The 17,360-nt window shown below is 65.3% G+C and carries 13 protein-coding genes; 6 read left to right on the top strand and 7 right to left on the bottom strand.

All coding sequences use genetic code 11. The annotated features are described in order from the left end of the window. Positions 1 to 30: 30 nt before the first annotated feature. Together aspT (L0U83_RS02630) and aspT (L0U83_RS02625) are read right to left on the bottom strand one after the other, a co-directional pair. Positions 31 to 1,716 carry an aspartate-alanine antiporter gene (gene aspT / locus L0U83_RS02630; RefSeq protein WP_233883645.1) on the bottom strand — a complete coding sequence of 562 codons (1,686 nt, stop codon included), beginning with the start codon at positions 1,714 to 1,716 and terminating at the stop codon, positions 31 to 33. Positions 1,717 to 1,818: 102 nt separating this feature from the next. After that, positions 1,819 to 3,501 carry an aspartate-alanine antiporter gene (aspT, locus tag L0U83_RS02625; protein ID WP_233880240.1) on the bottom strand — a complete coding sequence of 561 codons (1,683 nt, stop codon included), beginning with the start codon at positions 3,499 to 3,501 and terminating at the stop codon, positions 1,819 to 1,821. A gap of 573 nt (positions 3,502 to 4,074) precedes the next feature. Here aspT (L0U83_RS02625) and L0U83_RS02620 point away from each other — a divergent pair. Further along, positions 4,075 to 5,055 carry a LysR family transcriptional regulator gene (locus tag L0U83_RS02620; protein ID WP_233880239.1) on the top strand — a complete coding sequence of 327 codons (981 nt, stop codon included), beginning with the start codon at positions 4,075 to 4,077 and terminating at the stop codon, positions 5,053 to 5,055. Positions 5,056 to 5,169: 114 nt separating this feature from the next. Here the strand turns inward: L0U83_RS02620 and L0U83_RS02615 are convergent, their stop codons facing one another. Beyond that, complete coding sequence (locus L0U83_RS02615) at positions 5,170 to 5,700, bottom strand: plasmid fertility inhibition factor family protein (RefSeq protein ID WP_233880237.1); 531 nt, start codon at positions 5,698 to 5,700, stop codon at positions 5,170 to 5,172. A 117-nt stretch (positions 5,701 to 5,817) separates the two neighbouring features. Between L0U83_RS02615 and L0U83_RS02610 the strand changes: the two genes are divergently transcribed. Next, positions 5,818 to 6,618 carry a crotonase/enoyl-CoA hydratase family protein gene (locus L0U83_RS02610; protein WP_233880235.1) on the top strand — a complete coding sequence of 267 codons (801 nt, stop codon included), beginning with the start codon at positions 5,818 to 5,820 and terminating at the stop codon, positions 6,616 to 6,618. 240 nt (positions 6,619 to 6,858) lie between these two features. Beyond that, positions 6,859 to 8,676, top strand: coding sequence for a winged helix-turn-helix domain-containing protein (locus L0U83_RS02605; RefSeq protein WP_233880233.1), 1,818 nt, complete (start codon positions 6,859 to 6,861; stop codon positions 8,674 to 8,676). A gap of 67 nt (positions 8,677 to 8,743) precedes the next feature. Here the strand turns inward: L0U83_RS02605 and L0U83_RS02600 are convergent, their stop codons facing one another. Beyond that, positions 8,744 to 9,013: a hypothetical protein gene (locus L0U83_RS02600; protein WP_233880231.1), complete on the bottom strand. Its 270-nt coding sequence runs from the start codon at positions 9,011 to 9,013 to the stop codon at positions 8,744 to 8,746. 348 nt (positions 9,014 to 9,361) lie between these two features. Here L0U83_RS02600 and L0U83_RS02595 point away from each other — a divergent pair, with 348 nt between their 5' ends. Both L0U83_RS02595 and L0U83_RS02590 read left to right on the top strand, forming a co-directional pair. After that, a complete protein-coding gene (locus tag L0U83_RS02595) occupies positions 9,362 to 10,546 on the top strand; it encodes an MFS transporter (protein ID WP_233880229.1) in 1,185 nt (394 codons plus the stop codon). A 111-nt stretch (positions 10,547 to 10,657) separates the two neighbouring features. Next, a complete protein-coding gene (locus L0U83_RS02590; RefSeq protein ID WP_233880227.1) occupies positions 10,658 to 11,815 on the top strand; it encodes an MFS transporter in 1,158 nt (385 codons plus the stop codon). A gap of 84 nt (positions 11,816 to 11,899) precedes the next feature. Here the strand turns inward: L0U83_RS02590 and fahA are convergent, their stop codons facing one another. From fahA to hmgA, 3 genes are all read right to left on the bottom strand, one after another. Next, a complete protein-coding gene (gene fahA / locus L0U83_RS02585) occupies positions 11,900 to 13,201 on the bottom strand; it encodes a fumarylacetoacetase (protein ID WP_373320960.1) in 1,302 nt (433 codons plus the stop codon). An 11-nt stretch (positions 13,202 to 13,212) separates the two neighbouring features. Then, entirely contained in the window at positions 13,213 to 14,598 is a 1,386-nt protein-coding gene (gene iscB, locus L0U83_RS02580) for an RNA-guided endonuclease IscB (RefSeq protein ID WP_233880223.1), read from the bottom strand. A gap of 278 nt (positions 14,599 to 14,876) precedes the next feature. Further along, complete coding sequence (gene hmgA / locus L0U83_RS02575) at positions 14,877 to 16,241, bottom strand: homogentisate 1,2-dioxygenase (RefSeq protein WP_233880221.1); 1,365 nt, start codon at positions 16,239 to 16,241, stop codon at positions 14,877 to 14,879. A 245-nt stretch (positions 16,242 to 16,486) separates the two neighbouring features. Between hmgA and L0U83_RS02570 the strand changes: the two genes are divergently transcribed. After that, positions 16,487 to 17,314, top strand: coding sequence for an EAL domain-containing protein (locus tag L0U83_RS02570; RefSeq protein WP_233880219.1), 828 nt, complete (start codon positions 16,487 to 16,489; stop codon positions 17,312 to 17,314). The last annotated feature ends 46 nt before the right edge of the window (positions 17,315 to 17,360 follow it).

The following is a 17,360-nucleotide window of genomic DNA, read 5'->3' as shown; positions in this document are numbered from 1 at the left end:
CGTCGTTGCGCAGCACACGATGGGTTCATGTCATGCAAGACCGACCACGAGCGGCCCGAGCAGCGTGAGCAGCACGTTCGCGATCGCGTAGGTAATGGCGAACGGCACGGTGGGCACCGCGCTTTCCGCCTTGTCGAGAATGCCGCCGAAGGCGGGGTTCGCACTGCGGGCGCCAGACAGCGCACCCGCGAGAATCGCCGCGTTGTTGTACTTGAGCACGTAGCGGCCAAACAGCATCGTGAGGAAGAGCGGCACGAGCGTCACGACCACGCCCAGCAGGAAGATCGTGATACCGCTCTGCTTGATCGTCACGACCGCCTGCAAGCCCGAGTTCAGGCCCACCACGGCGACGAACGCCGCGAGACCAAAGTCCTTGAGCAGTTGCGAGGCCGCGGGTGGCATCACGCCGTACATCGGATGCTTGCCGCGCATCCAGCCGAACAGCAGACCCGCGAGCAGACAGCCGCCGCCCGAGCCGAGCGTGAGCGGAATGCCGGCCACGTTCACCACGATCAGGCCAATCAGCAAGCCGAGCACGAGGCCCACGCCCATGTAGATGAAGTCGGTCTTGTTGCTGTAGGCGAGTTCATAGCCGGCCGCCTTGACTGCGCGCTTGGTATCGGTGGCGGTGCCGTAGATCGTCACCACGTCGCCGTGCTCCAGCTTCGTTTCTGGCAGCAGCGGCACGGGCTGGCCCACACGCTCGATCTTCTCGATGTACACGCCGTGGCGCAGATCGCGGTCCACGTTCTTGCGCACTTCGGCGATCGTCGTGTGATTCATGCCCTTCGCCGTGAACACGATCTGACGCGTCTGCATCACGAGGCTCATGCCGCCCGAGTCCGGCACTTCCGGCCCGATCAGCGTCCCGACTTCGACCATCTGCTCGCGACGGCCCACGATGAGCACGAGGTCGTCGCGGCTCAGCACGAAGTCGGGGGTGGCGTCGATCACCTTGCCCGCGCGGCGGATCTTCTCGATCGCGACGAAATCGTGCTCGGCCAGTTCGATCTGCTTGACGGTCTTGCCCGCACCCGCCTCGACCCGAAACACGCGGCCGAAGAGCTCGGGCAGCGCCGTGATCTGGCCCGGCCCCGAGACGGCGGCGCCACCCGACATCTCGCGCTCGGCGTCCGCGGAGGCGTCCTTCAGGCTGCGGCCCATGAACTTCGGCAGGATGTTCACGCAGACGATGATCGCGCCCAGCGACCCGAACACGTAGGTCACGGCATAGCCGACGGCGACATCGGCCTGCATGGCCTTCACCTGGTCGGCAGGCAGGCCCAGACGCGCAATGGCGTCGCCGGCCGTGCCGATGATGGCCGACTGCGTCATGCCGCCCGCTGCGAGACCGGCGGCGAGGCCCTTGTTGAGGTGAAAGAGCTTCGCGCAGACGATCACCGTGACGAGACCCGCCAACGCCATGAATACGGACATGGCGATCTCGCGCAGCGTCTTGCGGTTGAGCGAGTTGAAGAATCCCGGCCCGGAGTCGTAGCCCACGGCGTAGATGAACACGGCGAACATCACCGCCTTCACGCCGTTGTCGACCGTCACGCCCACCTGGCTCACGACGACGGCGGCGATCAGCGACCCGCCTACGCCGCCTAGCTGGAACTTGCCGAAGTTGATCTGGCCGATCCAGTAGCCAACGGCCAGGGAGAGAAATAGCGCGATTTCCGGGGATTTGTGAAAGATGTCATGTAGCCATTCCATCGTGTCCTCGCTTTGGGAAAGATCCACCCGTTGCTGCTGGGGATGGCCGGGAAGCGGGAATCACCGCCGGCCAGATCCAGCAAAAAACGCCAGCCAAACTGGTCAACCGAATTTCGCCGCGAGCCCCACCACCACAGGGCCCATGAGCGGCAAGAGGATGTTGGACAGCGCATAAGTGATCGTGTAGCCGATCACGGGAGTCGAGTTGCCGGCTACGCCGACGAGCGCACTGATCGCCGGTGTGCTGCACTGCTGCCCTGCAATCGCGCCGAGCAGCATCGGCGCTTCGAGCTTGAGGAACATGTGCCCGATCCAGAGTGAGAGGAGCCCGGGAATCAGCACCATCAGGATGCCGGCGAGCGGCAGCGCGAGACCGTACTCGCGCACGAGCTTGATGGCGTCGGGGCCGGCGGAGAGCCCCACGGCCGCGATGAAGGTGGCAAGGCCAAAGTCCTTGAGCACCTGCGCGGCGGCCGAGGGCAGCGAGCCCACCACAGGGAAATGGGAACGCAGCCAGCCGAAGAAGAGGCCCGAGAGCAGGCACCCGCCGCCCGTACCGAGCACGAGCGTGACGCCGCCCACGTTCACGCCGAAGCGCCCGATCATCATGCCGACCAGGACACCCAGGCCGAGATAGACGAAGTCGGTTTTCTGGGTGTGCTGGATCACGTAGCCAAGACGCTTCGCGCCGCGCGCCACGTCGGTGGGCGTGCCGACCAGCGTGAGCACGTCGCCGCGATGCACGACCGTGCCGGGCAAGGCGGGCACGGTGGTGTCTTGCCGCGTGATCGCGCCGACGTAAATGCCGCGGCCCGCTTCCGGCGAGGCGCGCTCGCGCATTTGCGCGAGCGTGAGGCCGTTGACGTCGCGCTGCGTGATCATCACGTCCACGCGTTTCGCGAGCACCTTGAACAGGCCCTCGCCCGGCAGCTCTTCGCCCAGACTGCTTGCGGCGTCGATCACAGCTTCGCGGCGCCCGGCGATTAGCACGATGTCACCCGCCTGCAGCACGGTCTGCGCGTTGGCGTCGATCTGGCGTCCGTCGCGCAGCACGTGCTCGATCGTGACGTTGTTGCCAAAGCGCGCCTCGAAAGCCGCGACTGCGGCGCCGGCCGCAGGCCCCACCTTGAACGCGCGGCCAACGAGCGGCGGCAGCGCGAGCCGCTGCCCTTCGTCGAGCGCACCGTCGCCGCCGAGCTTGCGATACAGGCGCGCGGCCTCTTCGCGCAGATTCACGCGCAGGATGAGCGGCGCAATCTGGCTCGTGAAGAGCACGATGGTGATGAGGCCAAAGAGGTAGCTCACGCTGTACGCGGTCACGATGTGCGCCTGCAGTGTGCTCACCTGGGCGTCGGTCAGGCCGAGCCGCGTGATCGCTTCGCTTGCCGTGCCGATCACGGCCGATTCGGTCGCGGCACCCGCGAGCAGGCCTGCCGCAGTGCCTGCATCGAGCTTCATCACCACGACGGCGATCATGATGAGCGCCATGACCGAGACGATCTCGACGATCGAGAGAAGACCGTAGCGCCAGCCGCGCCCAACGTTCGCGAAAAACTGCGGACCGCCCGTGAAGCCGAGCGCGAAGATGAACAGTGCAAAGGCGATGTTCTTGAGGTCGGGCGAGATGCGCGCGCCGGTTTGCCCGAGCACGAGCGCGACGATCAGCGTGCCGCACACGCCCCCGAGGGAGATCGGCCCGAAGCGGATGGAACCAATCAGATAACCGAGCGCGAGGCTCACGAACAGGGCAATCTCGGGTTGCGACTTCAGCAATTCGACGATCATGTCTGGTCTGCCGATTTACGTTTTAGTGAGCCCGAAAGCATGCTCGAAATTGAGCGGCAATAAACATTAAATAACATGTAAAACCGGCGTGCGTCGTTATTTACCCCATGTGCAACAATTCTTTCACACAGCAAAAGAATCAATGTGCGCGCATTTCCGGTTTGTGAATTACGATGAATTCACAGCGCGCAATGACTCACAATTTTCCGCGGGCAAAGGCTGATCCGCCATGCATCTGACAGACTCCACAATAGATAGCCGCCGCCTGCATGAATTGCGCAAACACGTTATCCGCAATGCACAAATATTCGATAGTGACAAAAGCGCACAACACATTCCTCATTCAATACATGCCATTTGAGTATTGAATCTTTTACCGCTTCGAAATGCTGACGTGTGTTGAGATAGATATTGTAATTCTCACCGACTGTCAATATTATTTTTGTTAGCTTCCGCAGTCGTCCATTCGAGCCACATTGACCAGAACAACACGGCACACTGCTTCCTTCCTCAGCTTCGCCAGCAGTCGCAGTGCCTTCAACCGGTCCATGCATTGAGCATACGAGGCTACACATGAACCAGATACACGCCATGCGCGTCTTTGTCAGGGTTGCGGAAACCGAGAGCTTTCGTCGCGCCGCGCAGCAGCTCGACGTCTCCAATGCGCTCGTCACGCGCTCCGTCGCGATGCTCGAGGCGCACCTGAATACACGCCTCATCAACCGCACCACGCGCAATCTCGCGCTCACCGAGGCAGGCCTGCGTTATCTCGAGGGCTGTCGTTGCGTGCTCGAAGAACTCGATCATCTCGAGCGCTCGCTCGCGCACACGGAAAGCGAGCCGAGCGGCACGCTGCGCGTGGTGGCCGCGGGCGCGCTCTCGCTCGCCACGCTCACGCCGCTCATCGACGGCTATCGGCGTCTGTATCCGCGCGTGAACGTGCGCCTCACGCTCGCCGAGCGGCCCGTGGATCTCGTGGAAGATGGTTTCGATGTGGGCATTGTCGGCGCCACGCCCGCACGCAACGGCGAGTGTGTGGAGCGCGCGCTCGGCACCACGTCGTTCGTGCCTTGCGCGGCTCCCGCGTGGCTCGCCGAGCACGGCGAGCCGCATACGCCCGACCAGCTCGCGCAGTGCGTGGCGGTCGCGCTGCCTCCCGAGGAGCGCAGCGCGACGTGGCAATTCGCGAAGCCCGGCGAGCGGGCCCAACAGGTCACGCTGCAGCCCGGCTATGCCGTCAACAACATGCTGATGGTGCGGCTCGCGGCGCTGGCCGGCATGGGCGTGGCGATCGTGCCCGCGCCGCTCGTCGCCGACGACTTCACCGCGGGCACATTGCGGCGCCTGTTGCCCGACTACGATATCGACGACCCGGACTCGCGCATGTCCATCGTCTATCCGAGCCGCCAGTATCTGCCCGCGAAGACGCGCCGCTTCGTCGACTACACGGTCGAGCACTTCGAGCACGCGCACAGCGCATCGCTCGCGACGGCTACAACGTCACTACCGGCCAGTTCCCCGGGCGCCCCTGCCCGGCCGCTGAGCGTGGCGTGAGCACGTATCGGGCGCGCGTGAGGCGCGCGCCCTATTGTTCGAGAACATGTGTTTGAGAACTTGCCGCTTGCGAATGCGCTGTTTGTGAACACGCCATTCGCGCGCAACGTCGCATCAGAGCCGGGGCGAATTGCCGTCGACCGGAACCAGCAGGCCCAGGTCGCCCGCGCCGCACAGTTCGCGCAGCAATGCCGCTTCGCGCTCGTGCACTTCCACGGGTAGCCACGATGCCCCCGCCCACGCGAGGTAGCGTGCGCGATGCTGGCCGTTGCGAAACGCCACCACGCCCTCGTGCGAAAGACCTAACCAACCCGCGAGCCCCGCCACACGGCGTTTGCTGATCGTCACGTAGGGCATCTGCGGTACGCGCTCGTTGTCCGGATCGAGAAACTCGCGAATGCCGCGCACCTTGCCGCTATGCCAGTCGTCGACGGGCTTGAGCACATAGTCAGTGTCGTCGCGGTCGGCGCAGACAAGCAGCTTGTGCAGATCCACGATCACGACGACATGGCGCGTGCCGTCGGTCGTGAAGACGCGCTTGAAGCGCACATGGTCGTACGCCTCGTGGTCGGGCAACGGGACGGTCCAGAAGAGTCCACAAGCGGGATATGGCGAGGAATCCGAAACGGAGGTGATGCTGGACATGGACGTCGATTGCATGCGTGCGGGGGAGAACGTGGTTCGGGCAATTAAAGCCGGCCTAAGCTACGGATGGACCATGAAATTTTTATGACGAATGCGGGGCGCATCGAGGAGCAGCACATGACCATCGAAACCTTCGGCGAACACGTGCGCATCGAAGCGCAAGAGCGCGTAGCAATTCTTGTGCTTGACCGCCCTGCGCAGCGCAATGCCATCGACCGGCCCGTAGCGAATGCACTCGCTGCCGCTTTCACACGCTTCGAAGAGAATCCCGCATGGCTTGCGGGCGTGCTGTACGGCGCAGGCGGCACGTTCTGCGCGGGCGCAGACCTCACCGCGCTCGCCGACCCCCAACGCCGCAACGAAATCCACGCGGACGGCAGCGGCCCAGGCCCCCTCGGCCCCACGCGCATGTCGTTCAGCAAGCCCGTGATTGCCGCTGTCTCAGGATACGCCGTTGCCGGCGGGCTCGAACTCGCCCTGCTCTGCGACCTGCGCGTGGTCGAAGAAGACGCCGTGCTCGGCGTGTTCTGCCGCCGCGTGGGCGTGCCGCTCATCGATGGCGGCACCGTGCGTCTGCCTCGCTTGATCGGTCTTTCGCGCGCGCTCGATCTGATCCTCACGGGGCGCGCCGTCGATGCGCAGGAAGCCCTCGCGTTCGGCCTCGCCAATCGCGTAGTCGCGAAAGGCGCCGCGCGCGAAGCCGCCGCGCAACTCGCTGCGCAACTGGCAGCGCTTCCGCAAGCCGCGTTGCTCGCGGATCGCCGCTCCGCACTCGAACACAGCATGCTGCCCGATTTGGCCGAGGCGTTGCGCCGCGAAGGTGCACTTGGCTATCGCGCGGTGCTCGACGAAGGGCTCGCGCTTGCGGCGCGCTTCGCGGCCGGCGCAGGCCGTCATGGCGAACCGCTCGAACCGTAGACCGTTGATCGATAATCGCACGCGAACCTCACGGCAGGCGATTCAGGCGTAAATGGCCAGCGCTTGAGTCTTGAAGGCGCGCCCGCAACCCGCTACATTGAAATTCATCCGCGCCGCTGCCCCCGCCCCTGTCCCTGCCGCCATTTGTAATGACGCTGAGCACGTCTGCGTCTAACGGCAATCTTCAGACGAACAGCCCTGGCGTCCCCTTCCCTGAGGCCGCATCACGGGAGCGATCTCATGCCGACGGATCGAATCATCCGCTTCGCGGACTTCGAGCTCGACGTCGAGCGATACCAGTTACGCCGAGAAGGTGCGGAGGTCCGCCTGGAGCGGTTGCCGATGGATCTTCTGATCCTGCTTACCTCGCGCCGGGGCGAGTTGCTCTCGCGCGCGGACATCGTCGACCGGCTGTGGGCCGGGAGCCCCTTTCGCGATACGGACAACGGCCTGAACACGGCGATCCGCAAGATCCGCATCGCGCTCGCCGATGACCCGGCCAGTCCGCGTCACCTCATCACGGTGAAGGGCAAGGGCTACCGGTTCGACGGCATCCTGCCCGAGTCGTCCGAGATCAACGGCGCGTCCGCCGCCGCGCGCGACTCGCACGCGCCGCGCGAGAGCGAACTCGCGCCGCCCGCCGTACGCATGCTGGTGCTGCCGTTCACCAACCACACGGGCGACGCGAGCCAGGAGAGCCTGTGCTGCCAGCTCGCCGACGAGATCTCGGTCACGCTCGGCGCACTCAATCCGGACCGTCTGCTCACGATCGCGCGCACCACGGCGGCGCGTTACCGCGCGACGCAAAAGAGCATCGGCGAGATCGCGCGCGAACTGAAGCTCGACTACGTGCTCGAAGGCTCGCTCACGCGCGCGGGGCAGCAAACGCGCATACTCACGCGTCTCATCCGCTGCGCCGACGAAGCGCAGATCTGGAGCCGCGCGCACGAGAGCGCCGCCCAAGGCGCGCTAGACATCATGAAGGAAGCGGTCGCGGCGCTCGCCGAAAATCTGGCGTCGACGCTTTCCGAGCAGCAGCGCAGGCGCCTCGAGCGTCGCCTGCCCGTCGATCCCGCCGCGCACGACGCCTATGTGCGCGGGCGTTTCTTCTGGTATCGCCGCGTGCATTTCGAAGCGGGCTTTTGCGCGCATCACGGCATCGATGGCGAAGACTTCGTGCGCTGCCGAACCTACTTCGAGTCCGCGCTCGAGCACGACCCGAGCTACGCGCTCGGCTATACCGGCCTTTCGAACTACTACGGATCGACGGTGGTGCACGGCTTCATTGCACCCGATGATGGCTGGCCGGTCGCGCGCTCGCTTGCCGAAAGCGCGCTCGAACTCGACCCGGACCTGCCTGAGGCGCATCACGCGCTCGCGGCCGTGCGCTACTTCTACGACTGGGACTGGGACCAGGCCGAGGCCGGCTTCAGGGATGCGCTACGGCGCAATCCGAGCTACCCGGAGGCACATCGGCTCTATGCGCGCATGCTCGTGGCGGCGGGGCGCCGCGCGGAAGGCGACGCCGCGATGGAGCGCGCGGAGCGCATCGATCCGCTGGCGTTCCAGGGGTCGCGCGCGTTCGGCATGGTGATGTCGGGCAGGCATGCGGAAGTCGTGAGCGAATATCTCGCGCCGGGGCACATGGACCATCCGCCGCTCGTGTATCAGTTGCTCGCTACCGCGTTCGAAGTGAAGAAGCTGTATGCGCAGGCCGTGGACGCCACCGTGGAGGCGCTCGAGCGCTGCAACCAGCAAACGCGCGCGGCGACCATTCGCACGCGCTTTGAAACGGGCGGCTATGACGCGGTGCTGCGCTGGTATCTGGAAGATCTGCTCGCGCGGCGGCGGGTCCGGTACACCTCGCCGCTACTCATCGCCGAGGCCTACGCGCGCCTCGCGCAGCCCGATGAAATGTTCCGCTGGCTCGAAACGGCACTGGCCGAGCGCAGTTCGCGGCTATGCGAGTTGCGCACGAATCCATGGTTCGCACCCTGGCGCCCGACGGGGCGCATGCGGCTCATCGAAAAGCATATTGGCGGCGGCCCGACACGCTAAGCGGTTGGTACAAGTCGCGAAAGCGCGTCGCGTCGCCGTCCTGGCAGGCTGGTCAGCCTTGTCTGTCTCAGTTCCCGTGATAGAGCCCTTCGCTCAGCGCCTTCTGCTGGCCTGATTGCTCGGAGCGCACCAGGTCCTGATAGACCTGCGCGTGCGTGAGCGCCATCGGCGCGCCCGAGGCGCCTGTCGACATCGGCGAGCCGCCCACGTCCTGCGCAGCCGGCGGCGTTGCGGCCTGTTGTGTCTGGTCGTCGCTCTGCGACTGCGCCAGCGCGCTACCTGCGAAGAGGGCAGCCGCTGCGGCCACCGCGATGCGTACCTTGTTCATCGTGTTCATGTCATCGCTCCAGGAAGGTTGCGCATGTTCGTTTCCGTCATGCGCGGGACGGACGACGCGAGGGCTGCGCCCTCCGGCGGGCGGGCCGGATGGGGAACGGTTTGGCTCGTCGGATCGTGTAGTTATCGTGCGGCGCGCGGGCGCGTTGCACCATGCACGTAACCTGTAGAAATCGTCAAGAAATATGAAGGAACGGTGACCGAGGTCGGACAGCCAACCTGTTGTTTTCCCAGCAGCGTTGAAAAGCGTGCCGTATGCGTTGTGGCAGGTTTCAGTACAATTCGGCGTTGACTTAAATAAAACGGCTTCGTGCTCAGGCCCGTCGCCGATCTGCGCCGACCCCACGCCATGCCCCTGCCTCTGCTCGCCCTTGCCGTTGCCGCCTTTGGTATCGGTACCACCGAATTCGTCATCATGGGCCTGCTGCCCGACGTCGCGCGCGACCTGAGCGTCTCGATCCCGGCGGCGGGCATGCTCGTCTCGGCCTACGCGCTCGGCGTGACGATCGGCGCGCCCATCGTCGCCATCGCCGTTGCCAATGTGCCGCGCAAGCAGGCGCTCATGCGCTTGATCGGCATCTTCATCGTCGGCAACCTGTTGTGTGCGCTGGCCCCGAACTACTCGATCCTGATGGCCGCGCGCATCGTCACCGCGTTTTGTCACGGCGCGTTCTTCGGCATCGGCTCGGTGGTCGCGGCCGGACTCGTCGCGCCGAACCGCCGCGCGCAGGCCATCGCGCTGATGTTCACCGGCTTGACGCTCGCCAATGTGCTGGGCGTGCCGCTCGGCACGGCGCTCGGCCAGATCGCCGGCTGGCGCACGACGTTCTGGGCCGTGACGGCCATCGGCATTCTCGCGGCGGCGGCGCTGCAGGTGTGCCTGCCCGCGAAGATCGAAATGCAGAAGGCGAGCCTCGTGCATGAATTCGGCGTGCTGAAGAATCCGCAGGTGCTCATGGTGCTCGGCATGAGCGTGCTGGCCTCGGCCAGCCTCTTCGCGGTGTTCACCTACATCACGCCGATTCTCGAAGACGTGACGGGTTTCTCGCCGCATGAAGTCACGTTCGTGCTGCTGTTGTTCGGCCTCGGGCTCACGGTAGGCAGCACGCTGGGCGGCAAGCTCGCCGACTGGAAGCTCATGCGCTCGCTGCTCACGTTCCTCGCGATGATCGCCGTGGTGCTCGCCGTGTTCTCGCTGACCATGCACGACACGATCGCGGCCATGGCGACGATCTTCGTGTGGGGCATTCTCGCGTTCGCGATCGTGCCGCCGCTGCAGATGCTGATCGTCAACCGCGCGAGCGACGCGCCCAACCTCGCCTCCACGCTCAACCAGGGCGCGTTCAATCTCGGCAACGCGGGTGGCGCCTGGATTGGGGGCGTGGCGATCAGTGCGGGCGCGCCGCTCACGGCGCTGCCGTGGGTGGGCGTGGCCACCGCGTTCGCGGCGCTCGCGCTCACGCTGGTTTCGGCGCAGATCGACCGGCGCACGCGCCGCCGTGTGGCGGTTTCGGGTCCGACTTCCTGCGCGTGATGCTTTGTTGATGCGCGCCTGCGCGAACGTGCGTCGCGTTGAGGCGCGCATGCTCAATGTGAGGCACAACTGCGCCGCGTGATACACACGCACGTAGTAGCATCTCGCCCGATGAAAACCGTCCTCACCCGCGACTTTCTCGCCCTGATCCTGAGCGTGGCCGTGGTTGGCTTAGGCTCCGGCGCGACACTCCCGCTCACCGCCCTCGCCCTCACCGACGCCGGCTACGGCACCGCCATCGTCGGCCTGCTCACGGCCGCCCAGGCGCTGGGCGGCCTCGCCGTCGTGCCGTTCACGCCATGGATCTCCACCCGCTTCGGCTCGCGCCAGGTGATTGTCGGCGCGGTGCTGACCGTGGCCGTCGCAACCGCGCTGATGCAGGCAAGCGCCGACCTGTGGCTCTGGGCCATCCTGCGCATGCTTTGCGGCGCGGCGCTCATGCTGCTCTTCACGATCGGCGAAGCCTGGGTCAACGAACTCGCCGACGACTCGAACCGCGGCCGCGTGGTGGGCATCTACGCGACCACGTTCACGCTGTTCCAGATGTCGGGGCCCGTGCTCGTGAGCCAGATCGCCGGGTACACGGCATGGCGCTTCGCCATCTGCGGCGCGCTCTTTCTGATCGCGCTGCCGATGCTCGCGGCGATCCGCTCGAGTCCGCAGCAAACCGACATGCACGAGCCGCACGGTAGCTGGCGTCACGTGATGCCGAAAATGCCCGCGCTCATCATCGCCACGGGCTTTTTCGCGCTGTTCGACACGCTCGCGCTATCGCTGTTGCCGCTTCTCGCGATGGGTCACGGCATCGACAGCCAGGTGGCCGTGCTGTTCGCCTCGGTCGTGCTGCTCGGCGACACGATCATGCAGTTCCCCATCGGCTGGCTCGCCGACCGGCTCGGGCGCGAGCGCGTGCACGCGCTCATGGGCGTGATCGTCGCGGTGCTGCTGCCGCTCTTGCCCTTCGTCGTCGATACGCCCTGGCTGCGCTGGCCGCTCCTCTTCGTGCTGGGCGCGGCGGCGGGCTCCATTTACACGCTTGCTATCGTTGCGTGCGGCGAGCGTTTCCAGGGCGTCGCACTCGTTTCCGCGAGCGCGCTCGTGAGCGCTGCGTGGAGCGCGGCGAGCTTTGGCGGCCCGATCATCACGGGCGCGCTGATGGAGCACGCGGGCCGCGACGCGATGCTGTGGGTGCTGTTCGCGGGCGCGCTGGTGTTTCTCGGCGCGCTGCGTTGGGAACGTTCGCGAGGGCTCGCGCAAGCGCGTGCCTAGCGCGAGCACAAACGAAAAAACGGCCGATGCGCTTTCGAAGCGCATCGGCCGTTTTGCTTTTCAGATCTTCAGACTCACGCGCCGTTACTTCAACGCCGGCAGGATCTTCCCAACGCACGCGCCAAAGCCCACGCGATAGCCATCGCCCTGACACCAGCCCGCGAGCGTGAGTTCGTCGCCGTCTTCGATGAAGCCGCGCGTGCCGCCGCTCTTCAGTTCGAGCGGGTTCTTCGCGTTCCACGTGAGTTCGAGCAGGCTGCCGAACGAGTCGGGCGTCGGGCCCGAGATCGTGCCCGAACCCATCAGGTCGCCCACGCGCGTGTTGCAGCCCGCCACGGTGTGATGCGCGAGCTGCTGCGCCATCGACCAGTACATGTGGCGGAAATTCGTGCGCGCGATGGTCGTGGCTTCTTGAGCGCCGTCGGGACGCATCAGCACTTCGAGCGAAATATCGAACGCATGGTCGCCTGCGTGACGCAGGTATTCGAGCGGCTGCGGCTCCTGCACCGGCTGCGCGACGCGGAACGGCTCCAGTGCATCGAGCGTGACGATCCACGGCGAAATCGTGGAAGCGAAGGTCTTCGCGTTGAACGGCCCGAGCGGCACGTATTCCCATTGCTGAATGTCGCGCGCGCTCCAGTCGTTGAGCAGCACCATGCCGAAGATGTGGTCCTCGGCGTTTTCGCACGCGATCGGCTCGCCGAGCGCATTGCCGCGCCCGATGATGAAGCCCGTTTCCAGCTCGATATCGAGCTTGCGGCACGCGCCGAACACCGGACGCTCCTGATCGGGCAGCTTCAACTGGCCGTTCGGGCGGCGCACCGGCGTGCCGCTGACCACCACCGACGAAGCGCGGCCGTTATAGCCGATCGGCATCTCGGACCAGTTCGGCAAGAGCGCATTCTTCGGATCGCGAAACATCGAGCCGACGTTCGTCGCGTGTTCCTTCGACGAGTAGAAGTCGGTGTAGCCGGGAATCTGCACGGGCAGATGCAGCTTCGCGTCGGCGAGCTTCACGAAGGCGCGCTCGCGCAACGCGGCGTCGTCGCGCAGCGTGGCCGTGTCAAGCGCGAAGAGCGACGATAGCTGCACGCGCACGCTGCGCCACGTATCGCGGCCAAGCGCGATGAAGTCGTTCAGCGCGGGACGGGCAAACACGTCCTGTTGCGCGCTCGCGGGCAAACGCAGCAGCCCGGTTTCGTGCAGCACCGCGAGGTCGGCGACGAGGTCGCCGATCGCCACGCCCACGCGCGCATTGGCATTGCCCGCGTTGCTGAACACGCCGAACGGCAGGTTCTGGATCGGGAAATCGCACTGCGCGTCGTTCGCGCGCTCGACCCAGCTCTTGCGCTTGGGGTCGAGCGTGGCCTTGAGTTCGTCCGTCATGGTGCTGTTCATCAGATTGCGCGAGAAAACCCGGCATTCATGCCGGGGAGGGATAGCGCGGCGTGCGCAGCACGCCCATCGCCCGCGTCTCCTTGTCGGAAGCTATCCTTGGGTTGAAGCGAGAACGCATAGCCGTCGCTACGCTGAATGAGCGTGCAGTGGCGATGGCTGATGCCCTGAACGACAGCGGTGGCTGTCTGGATGTTGAACGAGCCAGTGGCGCGAACCGCAACGCGACCGGTATGCACGCCAGCTTTCTTGCCGTGCGGCACGTCGGCGCGCACGTGGTCGCCGGTCTGGAACCCCTGCACCTGCTTTTGCCGCATGAGATATCCGCGAGGGAAGCCGTAGCGCGTGAGGCGCGTGCGCTGGTAGCTGCCGCGTCCTGTGGCCTTAATTGTCAGCGACGGGCGCTGCCAGTCGCGGACTGCTTTGACCCGGCCTGCACACACCGCATCGAGGGCATGGGTCTTCGGAATATCGTGCGTGACCCGGTTGAATTTTGTGCGCGCGCCTGATGCGAGTTCGAGTGGCAAGCCGGTGGCCCGCAGTGCATTGGCGAGCGCCCAGCGTGTCACATTGACGGCTGCTGCGTCTTTCAACGGACGCGACGCCGTGGCGAGGATGCGAGCGAGACGCTTCGGATCCTTGACGTACTCGCGCACATCGAGCGCGCCCTTCTCCTGGTTGCAGTCGCCACAGGCGAGCCCCAAATTGCCGATGCGGTTGCTGCCATTGCGCGCTCTGGCCGTGAGGTGCTCGATCTGCAGCGGGCGGTCCGTGGCGTCACAGTAGATGCAGGTACGGTTCCACTTCTCGAGAAGATACTCACGGACTTCGTAGCCCGCGAGCGTGCCCTGCTGATAGCCGATGCCCGAGATCTCCGGCCTCTCAAGCGCCTGCATGTCGAAGCGGACCAGTTCCGACGAGAGCGCTGCGACCGGCGCCCAGCGGCGGATACGGTTCACCCACGCCATCGTGGTATGCACCCGATGCATCAGGCTTGGCGCAAGCCAGCCGTCGGATTTGCTGCGGTTGAGAAAGCGGGGCGCGCGGTAGCGGAGGTTGGCGCCTCGACGACGTCGACGAAATGCCCGCCGCGCTGACAGCGCCTCGCTGATCTGGCGGCCACGATGGACCAGTTCGAAGAGGTTGAGCACCGCAATGCCATCATCCGCCTCGCGCACGAGCGCAACGCCGGTGACCTTGCTACCGGGATCGAGCTTGACGCGCAGCGGCTGGAACGAGCAGGCGTCGGCGTTGCGGTCGGTGAGCCTGATCACGAAAGGCATGACACGATGCACGCGCGCGCGGCCACGGGCGAGCAACAGAGTCGCGCGCTTTTCGGTGCACGGCATCAGCGGTTTGCCCCTTCGATCCAGCACAAATACAGGCACGGCGGCTCCTTGTAAAAGCGGTGCCCTTACGGGCCTTGTGACGCTTCCCTTGCGGGAAGTCTCCCCTCGACGATGTTGCGCAGCAGGTGTCAGCGATGAAGCTGACGGGGACGATCCGTTTCGTGCTTACCCGGTCGCTTGTCTGCAACCATCCCTTCCAGAGCGCCAGACTGGGTGAAGCATCCGGCGGTGGGTCTGCTGTCTTCTGCGCAACGTAGCGCCTTGCGGCGCTGGGTCTGGTCAACCCGAGCTTGATTTACCGCCTCAAGCTCCACCCTTCAGGATGAGGTAGTTGACTGCTGCTCCGGATTGAAGTGTTTCGTGAGGCCTTGCCAGCACTCGTAGTAATGCGCCTGCAGCTGGCTCGTTTCGAGCGCATAGCGCGTCGGGCGGATCAGCGTGCGGGTTTCGAACATGAAGGCCATCGTGTCGCCGACCTTGTGCGGCTTCGTCGTGTCGGCGTTCGAGGCTTTTTCGAAGGTCTCGGCATCCGGGCCATGACCCGACATGCAGTTGTGCAAGCTCGCACCGCCTGGCACGAAACCTTCGGCCTTGGCGTCGTACACGCCGTGCACGAGGCCCATGAACTCGCTCGCCACGTTGCGGTGATACCAGGGCGGACGGAACGTGTTCTCAGCCGCGAGCCAGCGCGGCGGGAAGATCACGAAGTCGATCGAGTCGACGCCCGGCGTGTCGGTGGGCGCGTGCAGCACGAGGAAGATCGACGGGTCCGGGTGGTCGTAGCTGATCGACCCGATGGTGTTGAAGCGGCGCAGGTCGTACTTGTAGGGCGCGTAGTTGCCATGCCACGCCACCACGTCGAGCGGCGAGTGGCCGATATCGGCACGCCAGAGTTGGCCATTGAGTTTCGTGACGAGTTCGAACTCGCCTTCGCGGTCTTCATACGCGGCGACCGGCGTGAGGAAGTCCCGCGGATTCGCGAGCCCATTCGAGCCGATCACGCCGAGATCCGGCAGACGCAAGAGCGCGCCAAAGTTCTCGCAGATATAGCCGCGCGCTTCGCCATCAGGCAAATCCACCGTGAAACGCACGCCGCGCGGGATCACGACGATCTCGAAGGGCTCGACGTCGAGGCGGCCCATCTCCGTGCGGATGGCAAGGCGCCCTTGCTGCGGGACGATCAGCAGTTCGCCGTCGGTGTTGTAGAAAAAGCGGTCGACCATCGGCCGGTTCGCCGCGTACAGGTGGATTGCGCAGCCGCTCATCGAGGCCGCCGAGCCGTTGCCCGACATCGTCACCCAGCCGTCGATGAAATCCGTGGGCTCCGTGGGCATGGGCAGCGCATCCCAGCGCAACTGGTTGGGCGGCGTGGGCGGCACCTCGCCGAAGTCGGCGACGAGGCGGGGCGCGCCGTTCATGGTGTGGCGCGCCGTGACCGGCGCAAACGGCTGATGCACGGCGCCCGGACGGATCCGGTAGAACCACGTGCGGCGGTTGTGCGAGCGCGGCGCGGTGAACGCGGTGCCCGAGAGCTGCTCGGCATACAGACCATAGGCGCAGCGCTGCGGCGAGTTCTGGCCTTCGGGCAGCGCGCCCGCCAGCGCCTCGGTCGCGAATTCGTTGGCGAAGCCGCTCATGTAGCCGTGCTGGACTTCGGTTGGGTGCCGCAAGGGTGCGTTCATTGCTGTCTCTCCACGTTCTCGGGCCGTGACATCGGGTCACGCGATTTACGGATGGTAAAACGAATTACGTTTAGTGAAATTAAGCGTAAACCCTGGCGAGCAACCGGCGGCCTCCAGAACGTGGGCGAACGGCCGATAACGTTATGACCAAACAGTCCATCCGGCGCGGCTGCGGGCTGCTACCATCGAGTCATGCGACCCCGTGTCGGGCTCGCGTTTTTCTTCCGCTCCCCCGCTACATCACCATGATCGCTCCCACCATTCCCGAGCTCGTTGCCCGCGCCGCCGATCATCCGTTTCTCGGCGAGCACCTGGCGATGGGCACTGGCGCGCACGCCAAGGAGGCCGTGGCGCGGCGGCGCGGCGTGGAGCTATTGAGCGCCTATGAACCGATTTACGACATCAGCGTGCACAGCGGGGCGCAGTCGCTCACCGCGGATCTCGCGATGGCCTCGCGCTTTGGCGACGAACTCGGCTATCAGGCGGTCACGCTGCGCGAGCAGAACGGCCAGCTAGCGGCCTGCGATGCATTCAGCGACACGCTCGACGATCCCGACCTCGTCGCGGTCGACCGGATGGTGCGCGCGCTGCACGCCATCAATTTTCTGGGTGGCCAGCAGCACGGGCTGCTCTTTCTGCGTGTGCACGAGCGGCTTCTGAAGAGCGTGAAGTACGACCATGGGCGGCACTTCTCGAACGTGCTGGTGTCGTTCGGGCTCAATCCCGGGCGCATCGTGATCGAACTGCCGGCGGCGGCGGTGGCGCACCGCACGTTCCTCGGCTATCTCACGAAGAGCTATCAGCGGTACGGGTTCAAGGTGGCGGGCAATCTGCCCAATGCCGGGCAGATTCTTTCGGTGTCGGACACGCCGCGGCCAGACTTCGTGAAGATGGATGCGGCGTCCGCGCTGCGCGATTCGATGGTCAAGCCGCTCGTGAGCTATGCGGCGCGGCTGCGCATTCCGCTCATTTTCAACCGCGTGACCGATGCAGCGCAGTTCGAGCAGTTGCAGCAGTACGACGTGCGCTTCGTGCAGGGGCCGGTATTCGCGGCCCAGGACAAGGTGGTTTGAGGGTGATGCAGGCGCGGCGAAGCGGCGCCTGAGAGGTCTCGATTTT

Source organism: Paraburkholderia flagellata (assembly GCF_021390645.1).
GTDB lineage: Bacteria > Pseudomonadota > Gammaproteobacteria > Burkholderiales > Burkholderiaceae > Paraburkholderia > Paraburkholderia flagellata.
The sequence above is the reverse complement of the archived record's forward strand: the minus strand, read 5'-3'. Positions and strand labels throughout refer to the sequence as shown.

What these genes read in the sequence shown, in the direction of transcription:
- L0U83_RS02600 (WP_233880231.1), bottom strand. Translation starts at nt 9,013, where the DNA reads ATGAACACGATGAACAAGGTACGCATCGCGGTGGCCGCAGCGGCTGCC.
- aspT (WP_233880240.1), bottom strand. Translation starts at nt 3,501, where the DNA reads ATGATCGTCGAATTGCTGAAGTCGCAACCCGAGATTGCCCTGTTCGTG.
- L0U83_RS02610 (WP_233880235.1), top strand. Translation starts at nt 5,818, where the DNA reads ATGACCATCGAAACCTTCGGCGAACACGTGCGCATCGAAGCGCAAGAG.
- fahA (WP_373320960.1), bottom strand. Translation starts at nt 13,201, where the DNA reads ATGACGGACGAACTCAAGGCCACGCTCGACCCCAAGCGCAAGAGCTGG.
- L0U83_RS02570 (WP_233880219.1), top strand. Translation starts at nt 16,487, where the DNA reads ATGATCGCTCCCACCATTCCCGAGCTCGTTGCCCGCGCCGCCGATCAT.
- aspT (WP_233883645.1), bottom strand. Translation starts at nt 1,716, where the DNA reads ATGGAATGGCTACATGACATCTTTCACAAATCCCCGGAAATCGCGCTA.
- L0U83_RS02615 (WP_233880237.1), bottom strand. Translation starts at nt 5,700, where the DNA reads ATGTCCAGCATCACCTCCGTTTCGGATTCCTCGCCATATCCCGCTTGT.
- hmgA (WP_233880221.1), bottom strand. Translation starts at nt 16,241, where the DNA reads ATGAACGCACCCTTGCGGCACCCAACCGAAGTCCAGCACGGCTACATG.
- L0U83_RS02620 (WP_233880239.1), top strand. Translation starts at nt 4,075, where the DNA reads ATGAACCAGATACACGCCATGCGCGTCTTTGTCAGGGTTGCGGAAACC.
- L0U83_RS02595 (WP_233880229.1), top strand. Translation starts at nt 9,362, where the DNA reads ATGCCCCTGCCTCTGCTCGCCCTTGCCGTTGCCGCCTTTGGTATCGGT.
- L0U83_RS02590 (WP_233880227.1), top strand. Translation starts at nt 10,658, where the DNA reads ATGAAAACCGTCCTCACCCGCGACTTTCTCGCCCTGATCCTGAGCGTG.
- L0U83_RS02605 (WP_233880233.1), top strand. Translation starts at nt 6,859, where the DNA reads ATGCCGACGGATCGAATCATCCGCTTCGCGGACTTCGAGCTCGACGTC.